The 26,217-nt window shown below is 47.5% G+C and carries 15 protein-coding genes; 3 read left to right on the top strand and 12 right to left on the bottom strand.

Annotation, left to right across the window (positions count from 1 at the left end; translation table 11 throughout):
• Nucleotides 1–273: 273 nt before the first annotated feature.
• From NYE25_RS00895 to NYE25_RS00880, 4 genes are read right to left on the bottom strand one after another with little or no spacing between them, the layout of a single operon-like run.
• On the bottom strand, nucleotides 274–2,154 hold the full coding sequence (locus NYE25_RS00895; protein WP_341144866.1) for a DUF2264 domain-containing protein: 1,881 nt from the start codon (nucleotides 2,152–2,154) through the stop codon (nucleotides 274–276).
• A gap of 8 nt (nucleotides 2,155–2,162) precedes the next feature.
• Nucleotides 2,163–3,299 (bottom strand): glycoside hydrolase family 88 protein, encoded by a 1,137-nt coding sequence (locus NYE25_RS00890; RefSeq protein WP_341144865.1) that lies wholly within the window; start codon nucleotides 3,297–3,299, stop codon nucleotides 2,163–2,165.
• 45 nt (nucleotides 3,300–3,344) lie between these two features.
• Complete coding sequence (locus NYE25_RS00885) at nucleotides 3,345–5,162, bottom strand: heparinase II/III family protein (protein WP_341144864.1); 1,818 nt, start codon at nucleotides 5,160–5,162, stop codon at nucleotides 3,345–3,347.
• A gap of 38 nt (nucleotides 5,163–5,200) precedes the next feature.
• Nucleotides 5,201–6,346 carry a DUF2264 domain-containing protein gene (locus tag NYE25_RS00880; protein WP_341144863.1) on the bottom strand — a complete coding sequence of 382 codons (1,146 nt, stop codon included), beginning with the start codon at nucleotides 6,344–6,346 and terminating at the stop codon, nucleotides 5,201–5,203.
• 189 nt (nucleotides 6,347–6,535) lie between these two features.
• Between NYE25_RS00880 and NYE25_RS00875 the strand changes: the two genes are divergently transcribed.
• On the top strand, nucleotides 6,536–7,372 hold the full coding sequence (locus tag NYE25_RS00875; protein WP_341144862.1) for a helix-turn-helix domain-containing protein: 837 nt from the start codon (nucleotides 6,536–6,538) through the stop codon (nucleotides 7,370–7,372).
• A 104-nt stretch (nucleotides 7,373–7,476) separates the two neighbouring features.
• Here NYE25_RS00875 and NYE25_RS00870 read toward each other — a convergent pair whose 3' ends face one another.
• From NYE25_RS00870 to NYE25_RS00855, 4 genes are all read right to left on the bottom strand, one after another.
• Complete coding sequence (locus tag NYE25_RS00870) at nucleotides 7,477–14,133, bottom strand: S-layer homology domain-containing protein (RefSeq protein WP_341144861.1); 6,657 nt, start codon at nucleotides 14,131–14,133, stop codon at nucleotides 7,477–7,479.
• Between the two features lie 157 nt (nucleotides 14,134–14,290).
• Complete coding sequence (locus NYE25_RS00865) at nucleotides 14,291–15,130, bottom strand: carbohydrate ABC transporter permease (protein WP_081392974.1); 840 nt, start codon at nucleotides 15,128–15,130, stop codon at nucleotides 14,291–14,293.
• Between the two features lie 15 nt (nucleotides 15,131–15,145).
• Entirely contained in the window at nucleotides 15,146–16,084 is a 939-nt protein-coding gene (locus NYE25_RS00860) for a carbohydrate ABC transporter permease (protein ID WP_076283100.1), read from the bottom strand.
• Between the two features lie 72 nt (nucleotides 16,085–16,156).
• On the bottom strand, nucleotides 16,157–17,500 hold the full coding sequence (locus tag NYE25_RS00855; RefSeq protein ID WP_340968788.1) for an ABC transporter substrate-binding protein: 1,344 nt from the start codon (nucleotides 17,498–17,500) through the stop codon (nucleotides 16,157–16,159).
• 351 nt (nucleotides 17,501–17,851) lie between these two features.
• Here NYE25_RS00855 and NYE25_RS00850 point away from each other — a divergent pair, with 351 nt between their 5' ends.
• Both NYE25_RS00850 and NYE25_RS00845 read left to right on the top strand, forming a co-directional pair.
• A complete protein-coding gene (locus NYE25_RS00850; protein ID WP_341144860.1) occupies nucleotides 17,852–19,630 on the top strand; it encodes a sensor histidine kinase in 1,779 nt (592 codons plus the stop codon).
• Nucleotides 19,631–19,660: 30 nt separating this feature from the next.
• A complete protein-coding gene (locus tag NYE25_RS00845) occupies nucleotides 19,661–21,271 on the top strand; it encodes a response regulator (RefSeq protein WP_341144859.1) in 1,611 nt (536 codons plus the stop codon).
• A 131-nt stretch (nucleotides 21,272–21,402) separates the two neighbouring features.
• On the opposite strand, the gene NYE25_RS00840 is transcribed toward NYE25_RS00845, so the two are convergent.
• The 4 genes from NYE25_RS00840 to NYE25_RS00825 all read right to left on the bottom strand — a co-directional run bounded on the left by NYE25_RS00840 (nucleotide 21,403) and on the right by NYE25_RS00825 (nucleotide 26,207).
• Entirely contained in the window at nucleotides 21,403–21,885 is a 483-nt protein-coding gene (locus tag NYE25_RS00840) for a DinB family protein (protein WP_341144858.1), read from the bottom strand.
• A 432-nt stretch (nucleotides 21,886–22,317) separates the two neighbouring features.
• On the bottom strand, nucleotides 22,318–24,213 hold the full coding sequence (locus tag NYE25_RS00835) for an RICIN domain-containing protein (protein ID WP_341144857.1): 1,896 nt from the start codon (nucleotides 24,211–24,213) through the stop codon (nucleotides 22,318–22,320).
• A gap of 81 nt (nucleotides 24,214–24,294) precedes the next feature.
• Nucleotides 24,295–24,612, bottom strand: a complete 318-nt coding sequence (locus NYE25_RS00830; protein WP_341053793.1) for a glycoside hydrolase family 30 beta sandwich domain-containing protein — start codon at nucleotides 24,610–24,612, stop codon at nucleotides 24,295–24,297.
• Between the two features lie 11 nt (nucleotides 24,613–24,623).
• On the bottom strand, nucleotides 24,624–26,207 hold the full coding sequence (locus tag NYE25_RS00825; protein WP_341144856.1) for an extracellular solute-binding protein: 1,584 nt from the start codon (nucleotides 26,205–26,207) through the stop codon (nucleotides 24,624–24,626).
• Nucleotides 26,208–26,217 lie beyond the last annotated feature (10 nt).

Raw genomic sequence — 26,217 nt, 5'->3', positions numbered from 1 at the left:
TCCTGCCTTTCTTATCTTTCTATAGATGTCGGTATTTCTAGTTTTGCCAAAAGTCAGTTTATTCATCGTCTGATAAATCAATACTTCTGTAAATGACTAGATAGAGTACTATAGCATAATTGTCCATCTAAGAAAACATTTGATAAAAAACTCAATAATTAAAAGATAAAATCATAAAAATCCACATAAAAACAATAGCCCTAGTGCAGCAGTTCTGCATCAGGGCTATTGTTGTGACTTTTCAATTAGTGTGAGAAATATTCAACCAACTCATTATATATTAAGAACGATTTCTCTCCCAAAATGAGTGACAATGGTTAACGTTCCCTCGCTGAACTTAACTTTCAAATCTTGCTCAGGTGAATGCTTGAGGACCTCATCAGCTTGATCAGCCTGAATATCCAAAGCCCCCTCTGAAGGACAACCATAGACGGCCGAAGCGAGCCAATGAATTCCCGGCTCAAGGGTGCTCGTCAGCATCGGCAGCACCGTTCGAGGGTGAAGCAGGTTCGTATTGGCGTTCGGCCAGACCAGCTCACCCTTCCGACAACCTAGCAAATCCTTGATTGCGCTAGTTCCCCAAGCAGTGGAGGCCATCGCACCAGCCACATCGATCTTCGATAGCATTTCATTCTCTTGGCCAAGTGCGAATCCACCCTCTGCGGTATCCAGCGACCGTCCAGTTTCGACTCGATGAATCCGAATATGCCAAGGAAGTCCGGCGACAACCCAAGTCTGAACCTCGACATTGGCCCACGGTTTCCAGACGGAACGAAAGACGTTGTCTATCATCTCAGACTCTATATTCTGGCGTCGTACCCGGTATAAGTTGTCTCCGACCTCGCTCATCGCAAGCATAGCGTCGAACGCTCCTTGGGAGAGCCCCCATTCGGAGCGGGGCACGCTGAAGCCGAAGCCTGTTGAATACACGAATTTTTCGTATTTGGCCGAGGTGTGGGTATGTTCATTCGTGTATAAATGTCCGCTATTGAAGGCCGCTACATGACCGGAAGCGTGCTCGCGGACGATGACAAGATGGGCAGGCTTCTGAACCATGACAGCCGGAATGGACGGTAGCGGCAGTTCCTCTTCCTTCCAGAACGGATGATCCGCCCCTAGAGCCAGCGGCAAGAAAGTCTTTAACGCCCAATACGGAGATCCGGGAGCATTGTAATTCTCCGCCATGACCAGATTCGGGTAAGTATATCCGATGGTCAGTACGCCATCGGCGTCAACAATCGGCTGACTGAACCACCAACGCAGATTTCGCAGCACCACACCTTTTACCACACCAGCAGAAAATCCTTCAACGTCTGCATAGGCAAAGGCGCTCCAAAATGCCGACTGGGCAAAGCGGTAAGTCAAGCTACGCCCATAAGGAAGTGCGGAGCCGTCGGGTGCGAACCAGCCGATGAATTCAGCAGCAAACAATCGAGCCCGTTCTTTGAACACACGGGAACGTTCGGGGTCTTCCTGTTTCATCAGCTTTGCGTACAGCAGTGCATAGTAATGAATAGCAAAAGGTACGTAATAATCGCTGTGACCATTAATCCCGTCGCTGTACCAGCCCTCTCCCAAATAGAAATCATCCATGCGCTTTAAATTGCTCTCCAGTTGTCCTGCGTCGTAGGGACGACCGATTTTGCGGAATCCGATATTGACTAGAACATTAAAGAACAGCCAATTGCAATCATAGCAAGGATGGGCGTTTATTTGATTCAGCCAACGGTATAATTGATCCTGCTCATTCGGAGCAAGCGGCAACCAAATCTGTTCAGGAATGGCTGCCAATGCGAAGCCGAAGACCGCCATTTCGACCAAACGCTGATCGTAGTCCTTCACCTCTCCCCAATATTCTTCATGAGAAGGATCGGTGCCATGCCGAATGCCATCCAGCACGATGTCCCAGAGTTCGCTGTCTCCACCACCAATGAGCAGGGGTACCAAACCCCACAACACCCGCGAGAAACCTTCCATTTCAGCAGTTGCTGCCGAATAGCTCGCCCCTGTTTTGCCAATTTTAAGTCGTGAGCCACCTTTGCTGTAGAACGGCCGAAGTGGATCCGTAAGCTGCTCAAGTGCGATCACCAGATCCTCACGGGTCTTTAGCGGATTATCTCCAATACGAAAAAAAGATTTCTCATTGTTCATCATAATCCCCCCTATTCCCAATAGAAGGGTCCTGCTGCTTTAAGCCGAGCCAGTGCTTCGACATAGAAAAAATCACCGTAGATAAGCGGAACATCTATATTCCGGTTCTCAGGGTAGTTACTTGTACCATGAAGCAGCAACCCTTCCTCGTCCGCATTGTCCCAACTGCCATAATTCCTGTAGAGAGATTCCACTATTCTTATAGCCCCGTTCCGGTACACATGGGACTCCGAATCATCCACCTGGTCGGCTAGCAGCAGCAATCCACTCGCTGCGCAGGAACCAGCGGAGCTATCACGTATCTCGCCGACTTCACCGGGAGCGCGAAAATCCCAATGTGGAACGTGATCATCCGGCAGTCGGGTCAAGAAGAAATGCGCTACCTGCTTGGCTGCATCCAAGTAGCTTCGCTTTCCCATATGATGATAGGCAAGCGCTAGGCCGTAAATAGCCCAAGCCGTGCCGCGTGACCAAGCCGATTCGGGCGCAAAGCCTTGCCCACCAAGCTTCTCCACCACTTCACCCGTCTCCGGGTTGAATTTGACGATGTGGTACACGGAGCCGTCCGGTCGGATAAAATGCTCCAGCACAGTATCCATATGCGCCTCTGCGATATGACGATAGCGGGGATCACCCGTTGTCTCGGAAGCCCAAAACAACAGGCTGGTGTTCATGCAGCAGTCGATAATAGCAACTCCGCTGTTGTCCTCCCCTTCACTCCATGGATTCCAAGCCCGAATATAATGCCCTTTCAGATTGAAGCGGGCTGCCAGATAGTTGGCCGCCTTTAATGCCCGAATTCGCGACGCTTCGCTACCCGTTAACTTATAATTTGCCACACTGGTAAGAATCCACATGAAGCCTAAATCGTGATCCAGCTTAACGTAGCCGTCCAGTACCTCGTCGAGTCTCTCTTCGCAGCGCTCTGCGATCATTTTAAGGCTTTCGTCCCCACTTTCAGAATAAAACTGCCAGAGCATTCCCGGCCAGAACCCTGCTGTCCACCAGTTCGGCGCTTCAAGCAAGTATTTACCATCTTGACTCGCGTGTGGAAATTCTGCACCGATCTTTCCACTGTTACATCTTGTCTTTTCAAGTGCCTTGTTCCAAGCTTCATCCAGCCAAGTTGGGTTTTCCGTTATATTCATTTCAAACACCGCCTTCTTAGAATGGTTCACTATTTCTTTCATCATTTATATAAATTGAAAGGTGAATACTAATTTCCCTTCAGAACCGGGCTGAAGAGCATGAAAGTCTAGCGTATGCCAGACCGTATCCCTGCCAAAATGATCCCGGTACTCACGTGCAGTAATCTCTGGCTCAACGATCTGAACATCATAAGTCAGTTCCACTCCGCCTACTCCAGTTCCGGGCAGCAGCACAACACCAGAACGCAGCATTTTCGGACGACGCAAGGTAACGAACCGCTCTGTCCAGCTCACTGACTTACCGTTATACTGGTACTCGTCCATTAACTCCAAGCGAGGATGCTGCCCCTTGTACCAAACCATAGAGCGGATCAGGGATTGAAGCTCTTCCACTTCGTATGCCTGAGACAGCTCCAGCTTCAGTTCATCTTTTTCAACCGCAGCCGACGCGTACAGAACTGTAGCACTATGCTTCCTGCCAGCCAGTTGATACTGGCCGCCGATGATCGGAACCGAATGTCCCTGCGAGCCGTTACAATCATATTGATAACGGCCAGCCCTAAAATATTCAGCCGTATACTCTCCACAGCCGAGATCAGCTGCATAGATTTCGCCTCCACCTGACAGAATGAACTGTCCCAGATCATTATGATTATGAGGTTCAGCGTTATGCCCTCCCTTAGCCGCAAAGCCGAACGAACTTCCTCCGGACTGATAACGCGAGACAAGCCATCCCGCATCAGGAAGATAATAACTGGCGGCTCCCCAATCCTGATCCTGTTTCTCATCGCGGGTCCTTCTCCAGATGAGATTTCGAAAAGCCGGAGCCCAGCGGCTGCAGTGATCCTTAGCGTAAGGAGTGCGAAGCACAGGCGGAGGACATTCTACTTCTGGATAGGTATCAGCTAAATAATGGGACAAGCCCATATGTATGTGAATTCGAGGCTCTGAGTCAGAGAAATTGGCGACAAAATTGCCACCGATGAAAACTTTCTGTTGGAACTGAGCGATACTTCGCACTTTGTCCGTTGCAAACCAGTCTACTCTTCTCTCACTTCTAACCCGGAGAAGATCGCTGTAATACGTGAAATAGCCAAATCCGTAGTTCCAGTAACTCAGACCTTCCAGGCAGGCCCCATCATCCCCGAAGCCTTCCAGATAGTAGCTCATGCTGCGCTCTGTCTTCAGCAGGATATTCGTCAGCGCAGCAGGATCATCCAACATCAATAAGGCGGCTGCCCCGATCGACCCTGCGCATACTGCTGCCCAGTTATGACGTGCAGTCTCCCATTCATAAGGACCACATTCAATAAAAGGTCGAAATATTCTCTTTTCTACTTCATGTCTGATTCGGGATCGAAGAAGCAGCGGAAGTCGTTCTCCCAGTAATAGAGAAATTTCGGCAAGGGTAAAAGCGGTCTCCGAGGAGAACAGATCAATAAACTGATCAATATTCTCTGTATTATGATCTGCAGGAAGATGGGCTGGCAGGCACCATGTGTACTCTTCGCATATAGACCATAGGATATTTTCCAGGTTCTCCAGAAGTCTGACATTATCCGGCTCAAGCAAGGTCATAAATACATATGTATTCAGCCTTCTTCTCCGTTCGAAATAGACCCGTTCATATTCCAACCTCGAACCTGTGCGCGCAAAAATTGAAAATAGCGTATCCGTCAGCTCTGATATAGGCTGGCTGTCTAATCTTTGAGCCTCCTCGCGGATTTCGCTGATATCTTCCTTTAATGTCTCGGATAATAAGGCTTGTTTCCAAAAAGCATCCGACTCTCCATCAGGATAATACAAGCTCAGATCTGCTGGCTTCATTTCTTGGACAATTCCGAAAAGCTCCTGTCTGTTCATGCTTTTCCCCTCCCTTTGACCGATTAGATCAGATCCCCCTATCTACTTAAGGCATGATCTCTCATAACATCCTCTCCGGCTGAGATTCTTTGTGCTGTCCATTTCAGTTCTGTCCCTGCCCAGAAAGGATCTGAAGGAAGTAACCCCAGAGGAAGAAATACTGAAGCGCATAAATAGAGACTTCCCGTATTGATATAGCTCTCCGCAAGCTCGGGCTGGTAACCATACACCCCCGGACGTAGCCACCCGTCCTCATCCAGCGTCCCTGGAAATCCCATAGTCCGTGTGATTACAGCGGTCAAGGCGCAGCGTACCTGTGCGGGTGATAGCGCATCCTCCAGAAAATGCTGTAGCGCCGCTTGTGATAGCAGCTGAAACGCACCAAAACGGTAAACGATAGAGCGCCCGATAAACGGATACGTTCCGTCCGGCGCAATCATCCGTTCCAGAACAGTTGCGTATCTTTGTGCCCGCTCCAGAATCAATGGCCTCAATACGGAGTATTGCTCCGAGTCCCGTTCAAAAAGTGTAACCACATCCACAAGCATCGGCTGAATGACAAAGCTATTGTAATGATCCCAGTGAAAGTCCTTGCCATCCCCGTAGATACCATCGCCTTTATACCAATCCATGAACATGTGGATCGCATAACCAACACGCATCCGGTCATATTCTGAATCGCCGAGTATATACAAAGCTGCTTCAACCATTGCGCTAAACAGCAGCCAATTGCTCCCGCTGGGTGCAGTCCGGCGTGTTCGCTTTAAAGCTGTTATTAAATTACCTTTGACCCGCTCATTCAGCCGCCCGGCAAGCTGCTTCGGTGCACGCACCAACGCATGAGCGAGGAATGCCGCATCGACCAACGGTTGGCCTTCGGACTTAAAATCCATATAGTCAGGTGATGATGGATCAACAGCAGCATCGATGCATTCCAGCATCAATAGGACATAACGAGCCCTGAGCTCTTCTTCTTCACCCTCCAGCCCTTCAAGCTCTAGCCATGGGGCCATTCCACAGGCCAACCTGGCGAATGCCTCCAAATGCGCAAACTTGCTCCTGTCACTATGAAACTCGGTGGGCAGCCGTTCCTTTAATTTTCTTTGCGACAAAGCGTCAAGTACTGGGTTCCCGATCTGTAGCATCGTATCCAGCCAATATTTGCGGTGTTTCGTACTATTCATACACCATCCACCCTTTCAATTGCGTCTATTCAGCAGATGCAGATCCCTACTACTCATGTTCAGACCAGCTGTATACTTGGTTTATTGCGTAATCTTCTTCTATAGTTTAGTGTTGTATTATTGCAATGTCTTTGCGATTAATGATTATTTATTGCGTTTATTGCTATTAATCTGAAAGGGGTTATCCGGATGAAACATGCCCAGTATTATCAGCCGTTCGAAGGCGGCATACTGGCGGGCATCGGCAATTCACCGATCTCACCCACCAAAGATTTTCATATTCATGATCACTTTGAAATCTTCCTATTTTTAGGCGGCACGGTGAACGGATTTGTGGATCAGTACAGCTATCCGCTTCAACGGGGCAATGTGCTCTTATTCAACAATCACGAGATTCATAAAATCATTAATTTATCTCCGGAGCCTTACGAACGATTAACTATTCATTTCAAAGCTCCACTTGTATATCCCTTCTGCACCGCAACCACAAATCTGCTCGCCTGTTTCCAGAACCGTCAGCCCGGAGAGCAGAATCTCGCTCAAATGGATGAAACACTGCTTGCAGAGTACATGGCCCTTGCCTTTCGCCTGATTGCAATCTTGGAGAATCCTCAATACGGCAGTGAGGTTCTGGCTTTAACTTATCTGATCCAGATTCTGGTCCTCATTAATGAGCTATATAGCCGTACTAGTTCCACCATACCCAGTATTATTTCATCGCATATTCAAACGGCCATGCGCTATATCGATAACCATCTGCATCTGAATCTGTCGCTAGAGCAGATCGCTGGTGAATTAAACATCGATAAATATTATCTTAGTCACCTGTTCAAGCAGCAGACAGGAGGAACGATCTACCGTTACGTCCTGCTTAAAAAAATTGCTTTATCCAAACAGCTCCTATCCGCCGGAAACTCCGTATCCGATACCTGTTATCTATCCGGCTTCAATGACTATGCCAATTTCATACGTACTTTCAAGAACATCACGGGCATTCCACCTGGAAAATACGGCAAAAAAAGCTGACATTGCCACTTATCGACGCCTCGCAATTGTATAAACCCTTCTTTGAACTTATAAAAAAACCTGGCACCCGCTAAATGCAGCTGCCAGGTTCATGGAAGTGCGGCTTACAAATATCCCAGCAGATTGGCGATGACTTGCGCACTTTCGGCACGGGTCATCATCTCTTGCGGTGCGAATTGCATATTGCCTCGTCCTTTTATCAGCCCTGCCTGCTCAGCGAAACTTGCTGATTTCTGTGCCCAGACATGAATCAGGGAATAATCACTGAACGAGCTTGCGGAAACTTCATTTACCTTGCTGCCTTGTAAATATTCATAAGCTCTAACGATCATTACGGCCATTTCCTCGCGGGTAATGCTGCGGTCCGGTGCGAATGAATCCGAACTACGTCCGAGCACAATACCCGCTTCGCTTACGGCTGCAATGGATTCGGCATACCAAGCACTGGAGTCCACATCAACAAACGTTGAATGACTTCCCGCCTCTAAGCCTAGCGCTCTTGCAATCATGGTCGCGAATTGTGCTCTTGTCACTTTCCCCTGCGGATTAAATTCAGTATCGGAAATACCTTGGATAATATGTTTAGCCGCCATTATCTTAATAACATCGCTAGCCCAGCTATCCGTACTGACATCCAAGAATGTCTTGTCATATTCCAGGACTGCAAACTGGCTGAAATGCTGTATTTCCGTACTCCATTTTCCATCAGCTAGCGTTCCGCCCATAAATTCAAGAGCTCCGTTCCCGGCTATATTGTAGATGCCGAGCAAATTAGGATTGGAATCTGAATCTACTATGAAGGTAAGCGTCAGTGGCTTGTCAAAACGGGCTACCGGTACGGCAGTGCCATTCGTACTAATAACTTCCAAACTGAAGTTAATTACATCACTTGCAGCAGATAACTGAACCGAGCCGTTGACAGCTGGGTTATTCATAAGCTGTTCCACGGCAACTCTGGATGCCTTCACGGCCGAGAGTTTGATTCGTGCTCCATCCACTTGACCTCCTGCAGCTTTCTCCTGGATACTCTTTAGCGCTTCTGGGGTCAGTTGGATGGCAAATGTATTCCATACGAGACGCAGCGTGTTCACTCCGATGATATTTGACACTCCCACAGGAAGCAGTACAGAATCAGTAGCTTCTGTGAGCTGAACTGTTATTCCCCCTCCAACCGGAGCCGTGAAATCGTCACTGTTAAGAATCCGCGTGGTCCGCGGCAGCGGTGTCGGTGATACCGTCGGTGCTGTGGTCGACACCGGCCCTGAGGTTACTTCAGGTACAGGTGTTGGTGTAGGATTTGCTGTGGGTTCAACTATCGGTGTTGGTTCTACCGTTGGTGTTGAAGTCGGCGGTTGCTGTGCTTCTCCCACTGTAACTATTCTTATAACTTCAACAGCCGTATTGCCCGCGGAATCGCTCACATTATAATGATAAATGTAAGTGCCTGCTGATGAGGTATCTAGCGTATCCGTATGATTTCCATCCTTCGTAATCGTCGCCACAATACGTTCTGTAATATCGCCATCGCGGTTATCCATTGCGGTGGCTCCGGCATCTGTATAGCTTGCGCCATTGTCCAGTTGAACAGATGGTTCACCAAGCAGTGTAATGACCGGCTTCAGTACATCTGGATCTTCCGATACGATTACTTTTCGGGTGACTTCCGCAGCCGTGTTGCCTGCGGCATCGCTGACATTGTAATGGAAGGTGTAGATATCCGCTTGCGCTGTATCTAACTCAGTCAGACCATACACTTCACTGCTGACCGTTGTATTGATGCGGTCTGTGATATCACCGTCTTGGTCGTCATACGCAGTGGCTCCGGCATCCGTATATTCAGAACCGATCTGCAGATTGACTATGGCTTCACCTATCAAGGTAATCTCCGGCTGCTTCATATCTGGCTCCGATAGCTTAATCGTTCCGCTGGCCGCAGCTTCTGCCTTCGACTCGCCCTTGTTCAGTAATACTGTGAAGCTGAAGCTGCCGGCTGTGTCATCAGTAGCTTCCTGGAACGAAGATAGGGTGATATCACCCATCGTAGCCCCCGTATCACTGAACCCGATTAAACCGTTCATCGTTTGGAGCAGCCAAGTCCGGACTAAGTCTTCGCTGTTAGCTGTTTCCTTCTGCACGCTATATGCAGCACCTTCTATAATACTTTTAGCCTCGTTTACAGCCTGATCATTGACAATGCTGAACCTGTCCTTCGCCACTGCTAAGTAACTGATCACAGATGCCTGACTATTCGTATTGTTTATCGAATATTTCACGACGCCGCTCACCGGCAGCGTAAAGTCATTAGTGATCGTGATGCCATTAGGACCTGCGAGTACACCGGTCTTGACCGTTTCGTTTACTGTCTTCCCTTCAGCATCAGTGTAGCTAAGCGTGATATCCATCGTGCGGTTGCTCATATTCCACCAGTCCCGATGGAACGATGTAATCGTGTACTTTCCTGCGCTCAGAGGGAGGGTGTAGATCAGAGGTGTATTCTTTGTATTCGAGCTGTAGACACCTGTCTGAGTTTTATCAGTGATAACCACGGCACCGCCGAGCCCTTTGAGATTATAATTTGCCCCTGTATTGATATGACCCCACACAGCGCCTGTTGATAGTTGATCCGCGGTGCTATTCAGAAGGCTGTCGCCCACGAAATTCTTGATCACCGTATAGGGTGGTGTGACGATATCCGCCGAAACACCGACATCCAAAAAGTACACAAGACCTTCTGGCACTACTTCCACATTAGCAGTGGTTTTTAGATTGCCATAAGTGCCGGTTACAGCTACTCTTTCATAGGGTGTGTTGAAGCTGACCGCGTCTAAATTCCACTTCACAGACACCTGCAATTTGGATCCATCTTCTCGGGTAGCCTCCAACTTATCTGGAAGATTCGGCAGTTTCCCGACATAAGTGGCAATATCCTGAGGAGCAGCAAGCTCCCGTATATCCCCTGTTGTCAATTGGTTCTGGGCAGAGATCAGACGTCCCGCGAGTTGCACAGCTCCTTCCTGATCCAGTCTGAAATCAGCAGCATTGTCTAGTGCTTCTTGGGCGGTGTTCTGTGCAGCTGCAAAAAGCTGCCAGTCTCTATCCGAATATTCATCCAGTTTGGTAAATTCTTTCGCCGCTATTACCGCTGATTGAAGAGCAGCTGTGTCCGCTGCACCTTTTACTTCACCGGAAACAACGGCCACCGCGTCAACAACCAAAGTACCGCTTAATACCTTTATCTGAACGTTATGCTGTCCATATTTAAGTCCGCGAAGCGTGTACGTTTGGTAGAGTTCTTTAGAGGCCATCGTATCGGCTGACAGTGTGACAATTTCATCATCAACAGTCACTTCTAACTTAGCCGATCCATTATTCGGTCCCAGAATATCTAACCCGGTGCCTTCAAAAGAATATTCCATCGTAGCAGCTGCACCTTGACTGGTAGATAGGGAACGCTGATAAATATACATACCAGCCCCGTTTTGATGACTCCACAAACCGCCGTATTTTAATTTAGAGTTTGGTGTAGCAGCCAGATCATACATTTCAAGATTATCCAGTAATTCGGAATAGTATGGCGTATAGCCGTCAATCGTCTCGACCTTCAGATTATCGAAACGAACATGATAATATCCACTGGCTAAATCTACCCGACCAGACAATTCAGGGTTCGGATCAGTATAAGAAGCCAGTTTCACATCGTCCAAATAGGCAGTCACTTTATCACCTGCAACCTGAATGGCAATGTTATGCCAGGCATCATGTGCGGTGTTAAATCCATCCAGCTTTACTCCACCGGAACCGCTCACTACATTGCCACTCGCTACTGCGCTATTATTGACCAGCAGCTGCCAACCTCCGTCAAACCAGAACTTCAGTACATAAGGTGTGCCGTTTATAGTGTGAGAGCTGCCGCCTCCTTGATACCGTGCGCCAATCGCAGCATAATTGGCTCCGCCCTGCGTACTGTTCGTCTCGAACGAAACATCTACACTGGCCTTGTAATTTGTCCACCGGTTATCACCTATAGCTGTTACGGGATCTCCACCGTTCCAAGTGCCACCCAGCCCCATAATTTCCGTATCCAGCTGTTGGCGCAGAACATAGTTGTCAGAACCGTCCGGAAGATACGCCTCAAATGCACCGTTGCGGTCGTGCGTATAGCGTGGTATCACACTTTTGGAACCGCCGCGGGATTCAATATAGCTTTGGGTGCCAGCATTCTGCCCACCTGCCCCGATCTTCACAACGGATTGATTGGAGTAGTCAAAATCATCGGCATACAGGATATTGTCCGCTGTATTTTGAATCCTCCCTGTGGCGTCGGTATCAAGCACGATGCGGTCGCCTTCTACTGGTAACGGTGTTTGATACACCTCATTATCCTTGTTCTTCAAAGTGGTCACAGTCAATGTCGAATATGGTTTGACATGAATGGTATAAACCCCACTGCCATCAACAGCGACATCCCCGAGATATTTCATATAATTGCTGTTGAAAGCTTCACCCGCGTCTGCCGCACGAGTCTCCCAAACTTCCAATGATGGATTACCCACAAAGTTCATATTTACCGTCTGAAGCTTATAGGTTTTGGCATATTCGCTATCGTTCACGATAACGGTTGAAAAATCACTTCTGTCAGGTGAAGCAAGTGTCATATAGCTAGGAGAACCGTTGCGACCGCTAACAGGGTTAGTGCCTGTCGCACCCGTGGAGCTAGCCTTAGGAACTGCTCTCCAAATCCCTGCCGTATTATCTTCGTTCTCCCAGCCCACATTGGCGAACCAGCTGTAATGCTGCAGAGCAACAAGACCTGCATCATAATGAATCCATCCCGACCACGGATCACGTGCGCTAAGTAGTTCCTTAAACGAATATTGTCCACCTTCGTAGAAGGAGCCGATGGCCGGCTGATAAATAAAGTGCGTCCGGCGGGAATTGACGAATCCTTTAATAATCGTATTGCTCATCTCCAGTGGACTGCCAACACCGCCGATGCCGGTTCCTTCCACTGTAGGGTCCTTCACATTATTGTTGGGACGGAAGGCAGAGTTACTGAAGGTGGACTGCGCCTCACTGTTCCATACTTCAATATCATATTGTTCCGCGAGCTTTTTGAAATTGCCTGCGCTGTCGTCGTCAGTGTTATAGTGATATCCGGCGATCGGAGCCGCATCCCTTAGAGAAGCGTCGCTTACCATACTGCCGCCAAATGAACCAATCCCTACTTCATCAGAGATCACAACTTTGATCTGGTTATAGAGCGCTTGCTCTTCTGGGCTTGTAAAACCTTCGTTATCTGTTTTAACACGCTCAGCGTACTGTTTGGTCCAGGTCAAATCCGGCGTATGCTCGTTGATATGGGGATTGACGTAGTCGACCATATAGCCATACTCACGGTAAGCAGCAAGAATTGTATCTTTATACCAGGTATAGATTTTATCGTTGTTGCTTGCCCAGGCCGGAGCACTCCATCGCAGGATGCTGACCTTGAGATCCGGATTCGTAGCCTTGGCGTCAGCCGCAAGCTGGAATCCGGGATGCCTAGTGACATTGGCTTCTTCATCGGCCGTACGCATAGTAGCCGGGTCCGGGCCGGTAGAGTTGTTACGGTCATTGCCCATCTCTATTTTTACATGCGTCATAATGGGATGCTCTCCACCGAACAGAATCCGCAACATTTCTGCGTAAGCTTCCGGATGCTCAGCCTTATAATCCATCAACAGGGCACTGGTGCTGTTGGCACTTAGTACGCCAAATCCCTTGAACGTTAGGCCGTTGACATTGTCCGCTTTAATATCGTTGCCGTCGAGTAGAACCTTGACCATGGAAGCTGCGTTCTGCCGAGCATCTTCGATCTCTTTTTGAATCCCGCCCTTGGCAACGGCGAACCAGCTCAAGATTGGTTTCTCACCGGAAACATAGGCATAGGTCAATGTCATAGGGCTACTAGCGTCGATATCACCGGGAATAGTGAATTCGCCGGAAATAAGCGGAGTCACATTAGTATTGAATTGTGCAAACGAGATCGTCTTTGTTGCCCCATTTGTATCCTTATATTCGATCTGAGGCTGTATTACTCGAGTGCGGCTGCCATACCAATCATGGAAACCACTACTGAGTGTATAGGTTCCAGCTTCTGGAGCCATTAATTTATATACAATATGACTGCTAGTAGGGTCGGCACGAAGTCCTACTGTCCATATGGATGGATCAGTTGCAGGATCGGTAAGTCCTCCGTCTTTGGAGTTCTTCACCTTGTTTATGGAATCATCAAATCCCCAGGCAGTCGTTCCGCTGATATATTTCTGATCTGGTGACTGGTTGAGCAACGCGCTACCGGACAGCGTATTGACTGCTTCGTACAGTGGCGAAGAAGTAGGACCATTACCTACGGAATCGCCCCCCCTGCCGCTATCCACAAAGTAAACCAATGGATTCCTTGAAGGTGGAATAACTTCTACATTGGCAACAACCGGCCCACCATTCGCTGTACCCGTGACTGTCACTGTGTCATAAGGAACGGCAAAGGTATCTTCACCTATATTCCATTTCACAGTCGCAGACTGGCCTCCAATGTCAATGCTAGCAGGCAAAGTAGTGTCAGCAGATGTCTTCGCCCCCATAAAGGCGGCTGCGAAAATAGTATTCACCGTAGCCGCAGATACAGATGGCATATGGAGTGCCGGAAACATTCCAACTACAAGCGCAGTGGTCATCATCATTGAGAATAGCTTTTTTCTAACGGAGTGTTTTCTGCTCATTCTTTAATCCTCCTTTTGCTATAAATGGTCGCTCGGCATGTTTCATGCTTGATTTGACTTTATCGCCCAGTAAACAAAGAAAGCGCATTCATTTCATTGATAAGCTAAAAAAAAACTGGCAGCATGCGAAAACTGCAACTGCCAGGTTCAAACCTGTCTAGCCTTTAATACCAGATGCTGCGACGCCTTGAACGAAGTACTTCTGAAGTGCCAAGAAAACAATCACAACCGGAATAATGGAAACCACACTTGCAGCCATTATCAGACCGTACTCGGCAGAATATTGCGAAATGAACATTCGTAGTCCAATTTGAATGGTCTTGAGTTTCGTATCCGTCAAATAAATCATCGGCCCCAAGAAGTCATTCCAAGTAGCAACAAAGGTAAAAATCGTCAAGGTGGACAAAGCCGGCTTGGATAATGGCAGCATGATTCTCGCCCAAATCCCATATTCGCTCAAGCCATCGATTCGGGCCGCCTCACATAATTCATCTGGGACACCCTGATAGAACTGGCGCATCAGAAATACTCCGAAAGCCGAGAATGCCTGCAATAGAATGATTGCCAGATGAGTATTGTTAAGTCCCATGTAACGCATCAAGATAAATTGCGGCACCATATATGCCTGCCAAGGAATCGCAATCGTAGCGATATATCCAAGGAATAAAACATTTTTCCCTCTGAATTGCAGTTTGGAGAATGCATACGCAGCAAAACTTGAAGTCAATAGCTGCAAAATCGTTACGATAATTGATAATTTCGCCGTGTTATAAATGAAGCGGTCCAGTGGAATACGGGTCCAGATATCCACGAAATTTCCCCAGCGCGGATTCGCCGGAATCCATTGCATCGGGAATGAGAACACATCCTTGTTCAGCTTGAGCGAAGAAGACAACATCCATATATATGGAACAAGCATACAGAGCACCGTAGCAAACAACAAAATATACACTAGCACCATCGTGCCGATTCTAATTCCTTTATTTGTACCCACCATATCTTTTGAATCCTCCTATTGTCCGTATTTCTTCTCGCCGCGGAACTGGACGATGGTGATGCCAAGTACCAGCAGAAACAACACAATGGCCATGGCGCTGGCATATCCGTAATCAAGCGAACGGAACGCCGTATTGTAGATTTGATAAACCATAACCCTTGTAGAATCGTTCAACTGGTTATCAGCGCCGGCAAATAGGTTGATAAAGATATCGTAGACTTTGAACGAATTGATGACTAGAATCATCAGCACAAAGAAGGATGTAGGCGCCAGTTGAGGGACCGTCACATTGCGGAATCTTCTCCAGGCGTTAGCACCATCAAGTTCAGCAGCCTCATACAACTCAGGGTTGATCCCCTGTAGACCCGCCAAGTAAATGACCATGTAATAACCCATGTTTTTCCACACAGTGAACAGTATTACTGTGAACATCGCCCAGTGTTTATCCGCCGCCCAGCGAGGAAGATCCTCCAGTGGGATACCGGTAAGGGTATGCAAAATATTGTTGATCGGCCCCATCGTAGGGCTGAAGATAAAGTTCCATACGGCAGCAACGGCTACCAAGGATGCCACATATGGGAAAAAGAATACGGTTCTCATGAAATTGCGGGCCATGATCTTCTGGTTAAGCAAAATCGCCAGCGCCAGCGCAACAATCATGGTGAACGGTACTACGCCAATAGTGTAAACAATGGTATTCCATAATGCTTTATGAAATGTTGTATCTTTAATAAGCCGGGTGAAATTGTCCAATCCGATATATTTCATTGGATTGGCCCCATCCCATTTCACAAAAGCTAGGATAAAGGCGAAAAACATGGGTACAAGTGTAAACACGGCAAATCCGATAAAGTTCGGCGCAATGAAGCTGTACGCTACCAGGTTTTCCCGGACACCTTTTGACAAATGACGTTTAGGAATTTTTTTTGTATCCAATATGGTTTCGTTCTGCATTCTTTCTCCTCCAAACCTTTCTATAAAAGGCGGGCTTTCACCCGCCCTTAGAATTCACCAACTCTCTTCAGGTTAATTGTTCAAGAGCTGCTGTACGCGCGTATTCATATCCTTCAAGCCTTCGTCGATCGAAGCGTTTTTGGTCATAATGTTATCGTGGGCTTCGTTTAGAATTACTTCAATGTCCGCACTCTTTTCATGCATTGGCATTTCCAAATAAGTCTGAACCGTAGTCAGTGCCGCTTTGCTGTTATCATCCGTAGGGAAACCGTCAATCGAAGTAATGGAACTGATAACTTCATCGTTCTTAATCGCTGGAATGGTTCCGGTGGAAGCAATGACTTTTGCACCTTCTTCACCAGTCACAAAGTTCATGAAATCAAGTGCCGCTTCTTTATTTTTGGATTTCTGATTTACAGCCAGGGAAGTAATTGTACCCAGTGTTGTACCGGCTTCCACACCATCCGGGTGAGGATATTTCACAATTCCCCAGTTGGTTGATTGAGACTCGCCGCTCTTCACCTTTTCAATTTGAGTCGCTATAAACCAGCTGCCCATGTTCATCATCGCAACGGAATTGTTGTAGAACACACCGGAATAATGCGTGCTTGAAGTCTTTAGTGTGGCGTAATCCATAACGATACCATCTTCCTGTTCTTTCAAGATCCGTTCATAGGTTGGCTTCAGGAAATCGTAGTTTCCACCGACAACGTTGTTCTTACCGTCAAGAATACCGAACAATTGAACCGCGCTCCGCCAAGTATGATAATGGGCTCCGTATACTTTTTCAGAACCGCTGCCCGAGGTCATTTTTCTAGCAAGTTCATCATATTGGTCGAATGTCATATCATTACTTGGATACTCCACTCCCGCTTTATCGAACAAATCCTTATTATAGTAGACAACCCAGAAATCACTCCGGAAAGGAAGCGCATACACTTCATCGTTCACTTCGATCTGTTCTACAGTACCGCCATAGACGGATGGATCAATGTTTTTGTCTCCCATGAATCCCTTGAGCGGCTCCAAGTGATTTTGTTTCACAAGGTTTGAGTATCCAGGAATATCCTTAATCGTAAGAACATCCAGATCTGCACCACCGGACAACTGTGTACTTAGCATTGTCATATAGTCAGTGGAACCAAGATCGACATATTCGATCGTTACATTCGGATGCTCAGCTTTATAGGCATCGATCAACGGCTGATAGTATGCTGTGGCTTCCCAATCCCACAATGCCCATTTCAAGGTCACAGGGTCCTGTTTCGGTTCAGCGGAAGCGTTTGCAGTATTGCCCGTTTCTGGAGCAGCTGTTGCAGCACTGCCTTCGTTGTTGTTATTACCGGAACATCCGGCTAGCGCACTTAGGGAGAGTATTGTGGCAAAAGTCATGCCATAGAATCTTTTCAATTTCATATAAAAATCCCCTTTTCCTTCTGATTGTTTACACTGATCGGCTCATCCGATCTATTTCAAAGTTTAAGACTTTCCCATCTAGAATGGCATGTATTTTCAAACTCAGTTCATTCACTTTTCTTTGTTCTTCTCTTCCTCCTTGCTTCAAACCTGTAAAATCCTATTTAAAACATGTAAATTTCTCAGCTCCTCTGCCTTCCACTGTATGGAATCACAGGAATATGCTATGGTGTTAATATGGATATCGGTAAACTAGTTAAGCATATTATAAATAGAAGATTAACTTTGAACATGCATTAATTGAAAGATATTTTTGAAACCGCTTTATATTTTTCTGCATTTTGTAGAGGAGTGTTCAATACGGTAAGAAAATCAACCATTAAGAGCCGCATTATTCTGATCATGACCATCTTTGCGCTACTAATCGCCGCTCTGCTATCCTTTTTCAGCTATGAATTGATTACCTATTATCAGCGTAAAACAACCATCCAGGCGACTGAGTTCAACCTGCAGCTAGTTTCCCATATTATTGAACAAGATTTGATTAATCTCTCCTCATTAGCGATGACCAATAGCACCAACTCGTCCACCAATACATTACTCACTGATTATTTTGTATCTCCGAAGGCAAGCGCCAAGGATGCTGTTAATGTATTTAACTCCATGCAGGAGGACTTTCGGATCAATCGGTCCAATAGCTATGTCCGCCGCTTGATTGTTACGGGTAACAACGGAAAGTTCCTGCAGGTGGATAATTCCGTCAGCACTTCAATTCCACTTACTGTACACAATATCGGTCAAATTCCCGGACTAAATAAAGATGCTGTGGAGCAGTGGGAACAAGTAATTAAGGACCCGCTCTCCACCACGAACGGAATTCCTTTTGTTCTACCTATTTACGGAGATGGGGCTGCCCGGATTGGAACGGTCTACTTACTCGCCAATACTTCCTTAATTACCGACAAGTTGAAGGGGTATTCCCTGCCTAAGAATTCCCGAATGCTGTTGACGCTCGGCAATCATCATTATCAGCTCATTGGCGATAAAGTGACTGCAATGACTACGCCGTATGAACCTGTGGCCTATACCGATGATAAGCCTGTCGGTCCACAAACCGAGCTGTCCATGATCAAGCTGGAGGATGAAGAAAGCCAAATTGTGGTCTCTTATCCCGTGCGGAGTGGAGTGATTCTGTCGCAGACCTTATCTAATGATCAATTCGCTCCCAAAGCAAATCTATGGATTCTGGTAATGCTTGGCGTTTGTTTACTAGTCATCGTCTTAAGCGGCATTATTACTTTGTACTTAACCCGTAACATCAGTCTTCCGGTAGAGAAATTAAAGAAGCGAATTGATAAGATTGCCCAGGGCAACTTCTTGCTGGACCGCAATATCGAATGGAACAGTGAACTAGGTGATGTTGGTCGAGGTATCAACCGCCTATCACAGGACATTGTTGCGCTCATGGATAGCCGGCTCGCTGACGAGAAGCAGAAACAGGAGCTAGAGTACAGGATGCTGCAAAGTCAGATCAATCCCCACTTCTTGTACAACACACTGAATTCGATCAAATGGATGGCTACGATTCAGAATGCTACCGGCATTGCAGAAATGACTACTTCACTCTCCAGACTGCTGCGAAGCATCGCCAAAGACAACCGGAGACTAATGCCACTGAATGATGAGTTAAGCCTGCTCGATGACTATTTTCTGATTCAGAAATACCGGTATGGCAGTACAGTCTCGATGGTGAAGGAAATTGAAGATGAGGAACTGCTCTCCGGCCTGATTCCCCGTTTCACGTTACAACCTCTGGTTGAGAATGCTATCTTCCATGGCATCGAGCCCAAAGGTAGAGGAGATATTCTCATCACGGTGAAAAAAAGCGGCTTTGCCGATATCCTGGTCACGATTGAAGACAACGGTGTAGGCATGAAGGAAGAACAAATCTCAACCATTCTGTGTGAATCGGAGGATGGAACTAGGGGAGTTTTCGAGAACGTTGGACTCCATAGTGTAAATGAGCGTTTACGGCTAGCCTTTGGGGAGAATTACGGTCTTTCGATTGAGAGTGAAATGGGCCAGTATACTCTAATGAAAATCCTTCTACCATTTATACAAAAAGAGTAGAATGGCAAATCTAGCAAGGATGTGGTCAAATTGATTAAATTATTAATTGCCGACGACGAAGCTCTTGTCTGTATCGGCTTGCAGTCTATGCTGAAATGGGAGCAATATAATATAGAGATTGTCGGTATCGCGCACAACGGTGCTCAAGAAGAAGAGATGATTGACACTCTCCGCCCGGACATCGTAATCAGCGATATCAAAATGCCAATCAAGAGCGGTTTAGAGGTTGCCGCTTCGATACGCCAAAAATATGGTCGACTTCCGCTATTCATTATGTTGACTAGTTATGAAGAATTTCAATACGCACGCGCAGCTATAGAGGTGCAGGCCACGGATTATCTAGTAAAGCTGGAACTCACTCCGGAAGCACTGGCCGAATCCATCCGAAAGGCTATTTCCTTTCTAGAGAGTTACCAGACGATGGAAAGCTACCCAAAGCTGGTTCACCGTGGCAACCTTCAGGCGCAGCGTGATAAATTCTTCATTCGTCTGTTCAATAACCTGTTCGAGAATAAGAACCAGTATCTCCTGCAGAAAGAGGATTTGGCGTTAGAGTTTTCCGAGCCCGCCTACCTAGTCTGTACTTGCCGCATTCTGGGCCCAGACACTGTTCCTCCCCGTGGAGATAAGCTGGTTGCCTTATGCTCAAGCACTGTGCAAATGGCAAAGGACACGCTTACTTCTATACAACCCTGTTATGTAACCAGTCTTGACTTACGTAATTTCGCCGTTGCTCTACCTGTCCCCGAAGTCGATCCCCGGCACTGGATGTCTGACATTGAGAAGCAACTTACCGACATGGCATCCGTATTACATAACTATTTCAATGTAACGATTATTGGTGCTATAGGGTTTGCCGTCGAGGACCCTTATTTACTGCGGGAGAGCTACCTAGCAGCTCGAAAGGCATTGCCAGTTGCCCTGCAAGAACGGTCTTTTGTTTTCTTCGATGAGAATGAACCTCTAGAGCAGGAACATCCGTTGTTTGATTTCTCTGAATCACGTTCGGAGATCCGCCGTGCTTTTGAAGAACTAGATACCCTTGCTTTATACACCATCATCTCCAAGATGATTGAAATCTTCGAAGACCGACCTGACTTACTGGTGCCCGCCACCGATGCTGCCTGCAATATTCTGTATATGGCCACTTCGCTTCTAGCGGATGGAGAAAATATTGTAGAGCATATCTTCGAAAATGAGCCGGAAGGATACCGGGCCATCTATCAGATGCATACGATTGAAGAGATCGCCGGCTGGTTGATTCAGTTCCGTGATGGCTGCTCGGAAATTCTCTCTACTCGAAGACAAAGCTATAAAGAACAAATCGTCAAAAATGTCCAGGAATATATCAAAAGAAATCTCGGCACTAAGCTTTCACTGAATCAAGTAGCAGATGTCTTCAATTTCAGTCCAAACTATTTAAGCCATCTGTTCTCCAAAGTCGCTAAGGTCAATTATGTAGAATATATCACGGAGACTAAAATCACTGTGGCCAAGGAAATGATGATGCGCGGTGAAGGTCGTATTTACGAAATTTCCCAAAAACTCGGTTATGAAAGTGCCTTCTATTTCAGTAAGGTCTTCAAGAAAGTGACGGGGATCTCACCCAGAGAATATATGCAACAAATTGAAGCAGGCTGATAGTGATCGCCGGCCCCTCCAAAAAACAACAGCATTCTTTAGCAATAATAGTGACACTCCGTCCGACAACAAAAAATCTCGTTTCCAAGACAAATGTCTAGGAAACAAGATTTTTTCGTAAACACAAGTAACTATTTCATTTGAGCTTGTTCTTCTCTAGTAGGACCAATTACGCCAGGTACACGAAGACCTGCTTGACGTAAGAGAACAGTCATTTGACCACGATGATGTGTCTGGTGATCTATAAGCGATCTAAGCATTGCACCACGAGGCATTAATCCAGCAAAGGTCTGTACACTCTCAACCATTTGCTCGTCCGTTAATTTCTCAACCTCAGAAGCAATATTAGCCGCGATATTCTTATAAGCTTCAACAATCACAGCCGCATGAGCCGGAACTTCCTTCGGATTGCCTACTGGAGTAAGTGTTAACCCTACCTGACCACCAAAAAACATCGGACAAGTTGCCAAGTGCCAACCTAACCATCCCAATGAGTTGTGACCTTCAACAATTACCTGATCTAATTTGTCATCGGTAAGTGATTCAAGAACGCGAATTGTCCCTGCAGAAGCGCTTGTCCATTCTCCTAGAAAATCTTGAACTGTTCTGTACATTTGAAATCCCCTTTATTGTCATTAAGTAACGATTACTAAGTAATCAATTAAATTATAACCTGTCACATGACCTGTTACAAATAGTCTGAAAATGGATGACATAAAACCTCTATAATAAAATATCAGTTTAAGTTGCTGCACCATGAATGGAAGGTCTTAGTTCGAAACATCAAGACACAAGTAAAATCAAGGCGATCTTGCTTTATCTGTTTGTTAAGCACTTGCAACCATAAGCTATTCATTGCCAATGGAAGTTATATACAGAATGCACTTCAGGCGCTGATAGAGAAAGGCCAATCTGTCCTTCGCACAGCAGCCGGAAATCCTGATGAGCACAAGTCTGAGGGATGGCTGCCTTAAACTGAGCATCCAGTCTTCATACACACCAAAAAGCCCGCAATTGTGCGGGCTTTTTGGTGTACAAATCAAACCTCACGGTGCCACAAAGAAGAATAACTGATTGTCCGCTCCGGTATAGGACCACTGCTGGATTTTGGTACCGTTCAAGGTTGAAGCGCCTGGAATATCCAGCACTTTACCGCTATTCTTATTCACAACCTTATAATAGCCCCCACCTGCCGCTTCAAGCTTCCACTGCTGATTATTTCCTCCCGTACCGATAAGTGCCCACTGCTGAACGCCCGCACCGTCCGTGGTGGAGCCGTTTATCACATCCAGGGCTTTGCCGCTGGCTGCGTTAACGATATTGACATACCCATTTCCTGCATCGCGGATCGTCCATCGCTGGTTATTTCCGCCTGTATACTCCCATTGCTGGACAAGCGCTCCATCCGCCGTAGAAACGTCAGTAACATCCAGAGCCATTTCACTTACTTTGCTCAAGATCTTATAGGTGCCGCCGGTCACCGGTGCCGAGGTGGACGACCATTTGAACGTGATCGCGCCTCCGGCAGGAACCATGTACGTGAATGACTGCGAATTCCACTGAATCTTGACGGTCTTAGCGCTGGAGAGCCGGTTGGACAGCACAAGAGCAATGGTGCCGTCCGGATTTTTATAGGCTACGTCCTCCATGCTGTCATGAAACGTGTTCGAATCGATGCGGGACGCATTCAGGTCGACAAATTTGCTGCTGTGCCCCAGACCGTAAAATTGCGGGTTGTAGGTCACTGAGTCCATAGTGTCAGAGCGGATGGTCAGCAAGCCGCGGTTGGCAGCATCAACTCCGGCGAGAGCAGGACCGCCGTTCTGATCCAGCGCGACATTCCACATGATATAGGACTTTGCCCAGTTTCTGGGAAATCGGATCGTATGCATCATTAGATCCTGGAACATTCCCATGTTCGTGCCGCCGCCAATCCACGTTCCGCTGCCGCCTTCCGTGAACCAGATCCGTTTGGCCGGATACTCGTTATGCAGCGTAGTCAGATTGGAATGGCTGAGGGCCGAATAATAATGAAAAGCACTGCCCTGCGTATAGGCAGATGCGCTGGATCCCAGCACCGACGAGGCATAGCTGATATCGTCATAGTTGTGGTCATAGGCCATAATTTGAGTGTTAAGTCCGTTCTGTGCCAGCTTCGGACCCAGCACATTGATCAGATTGATTTGTTCACTGGCAGACATTTGCAATCCGGGATAGTGTGGGGCAAATTTCGGTTCATTCTGCAGGGAGAGGGCATAGACCGGTGTTCCAAGTGCGGCATACTGCTGCAGATATTTCACCAGATAATTAGCATAGGCATCATAGCTATCGGTACGTAGTGTGCCGCCCGTGTCGCCGTAGAGGCTTTTTTGCGTCTTCATCCAGGCTGGCGGACTCCACGGGGCGGCGAACAGCTTGATCCGGCCCGGATTAACCTTATAGGCCTGATTAAGCATCGGACGGATGTAGGCATCTTCCCGCCATAACGAGAAAGCGTTCAGATTCATATCATCACTATTCCCGCTCGTATCACCATAGGTCCACATTTCCCAGTTGAAGTCACTCGCGCCGATCGGCTGGCGGAGGGCGCTGATGTTGATGCCGCTGGCGCTGAACAGCTGATTCATGATCTCGGTTCTTTTGGCTGCAGACAGTTTGTTTTGCAGCAGCCAGCTGGATGAATCAGTGAGTGAAGCTCCAAAACCGTCCATCGTCTGATAGGTGCTTCCTTCATTGACAGTAATCGTATAGTCGGCACCTCCGCCGGATGCAGAAAAATTGACATCCGATTGTCTTGCCAGCCAAGTATTTGTGTTCGGGTTGGACAGCCATACCTGTACGATTTCCCCTGCAGCCTGCGCCTGTTGCGGTGCGGACACCGACCCAATAGGCACGGCAATGGCTAGAACAACTGCCAAAGTCAGCATTTTTTTGATTGCCATAACAGTTCACTCTCCCGATATTATATGAACTTTTCAAAATCCCCTTATAGAGCTAACAGCAAACGTAACGAAAACGTGGGATTAGTCCAGTACAACCACCCAGCAATAGGTCCCAGCTGACAGAGAGGCTGTGAACTGCATTCCTTCGCAGAGCAGTCGGAAGTCCTGATCACGGTGGTCAGTACAGTTGACCACTACCGCCATGTACCCGCCATCCGGCTTGCGGAAGACGATAGGGGTCACGCTGTCCATACCTCCGCTGCTGGCGATTCTTACCGCGCCTCGCCGGACTTCGACTCGGTCCAGAGCAGATCCCGTAATCTGCTTTGCCACGTTCCCCTTTCTTTTCTGAATAGGAACTGGAACAGCGGCGAAATTGCCTCCGCCGCTTTTCCTCATAATTTCAAGCTCTATTGGATACCTTTTTCGTCAAAATATTTATTCGATTGTTCCTGCACATAAGTCAGCAGTTTTTCGATACCGGCACTTTTCAGCTTGTCGCGGTAGGTCTTGAGTGCAGCGTCCACATCAGGCATCAGCCCGAGCATCAGCGGCTTACCGTATTGCTCAAACACCTGGTTGACCGCTGCAAGCTCGGTTTTAACCGGATCATAATCCATATAAATCGGTCCGAAAATATCCGGTTTGCTGATCGGCTTGAATTCTTCCTTCAGCTTATCGAGGCCATCCCAGCCTCCTTCTTCTTTCAGCATGTTGGGCTCATAGCGCCAGCCCCAGCTTGCGATATCGAAACGCGGCGTCACATTGAGATCGACACCCGGTGCCGGAATAACAATCGTTTTGGCGTCCTTGCCCTTGGCCCAGTGCTTGCCTTCGATCCCGTAGGTCATCAGATCAAAGTAAACAGGGTCGTTGCGAAGCTTATCGAGCACCATCAGCGAGCGCTCCGGATTCTTCGAGCTCTTCGGAACAGCCATCGCGTTCGAGCTTGGCAGCGTCGGAAGTACATAATTGTGGAACCGGGTGAATGGGAAGTAGCTGATTTCCATATTCAGTTTTTTGGACTTCACCTCATTAATAAAGCCTCCGGCGCTGGACGGGTTGCGCCAGTAGATCGATCCTTGTCCGGTCTTGATGAAATCGCCGGCTTCCTGCTTTGAGGACAGCGAGTTTTTGTTCCAGTAGCCCTTGTCTGCCCACTCCTTCATCTTCTTGACCCAAGCTTCGTACTTGTCGGTAAACGGTACGATTTGAATGTCCCGTGGAGTATCGTAAGAAGTGGCCGCGATCACCTCACTTCCGCCAATCATCTGGAAATCATTCCAGTATTGGGATAGGAATTTCACGTTATCATAGACCAAGCCATTGATCGGGGTAACATGCTTCTTCGTCTTCACGGCATCCATGTAAGCCTCAATCGAATTCAGGTCGGTGAACTCCGGCAGGCCCAATTCCTTGCGCCAGTCCTCCCGGTAGACGTAGCCGGCTGGCGTGTATTCCGGAACCGTATTCGGCACCGCGTAAATACCGCCGCCGACCGTGACGGAGCCCCAGTCATCCTTCGGCACATTGCCCCAAGTTTCCGGTGCATATTCAGGGAGCAGATTCGTCAGATCCAGGAACGCCCCCTGCTTGGACAGCTTGTAGAAATCTGCCCAGCTCGATGCGAAGATCATGTCGATCTTCTCACCGGAGGTTAGCAGCAGATTATATTTAGTCTGCCAGTCGTTCCAGGTGGTAAACTTGAGATCGACCGTAGTGTTCAGGTCTTTTTCCAGCATTTTGTTCCATTCGGCCAACACCTTGTCCATATCCTTATGCGTATCGCCGACCAGATACCAGGTTAGCTTTACCTTTTCGAGCGGTTCCTTCGACGATGTAGCCTCACTTGCCGATGGACTGGCATTGCCTCCGGACGTAGCCGGATTGTTCTTTTCCGCCGCACCGTTATTCGATCCGCCGCAGCCTGCCAGCAACGATGCCAGCATGGAGAGCGAGACGAGAAGTGTCCATCTTTTTTTGATTTTTCCCAACTTGATTCCT

It is taken from the genome of Paenibacillus sp. FSL E2-8871, assembly GCF_038000345.1.
Classification (GTDB): Bacteria; Bacillota; Bacilli; order Paenibacillales; family Paenibacillaceae; genus Paenibacillus_AQ.
Note: the sequence above shows the minus strand (reverse complement) of the source record. Positions and strands in the feature narration are given on the sequence as shown.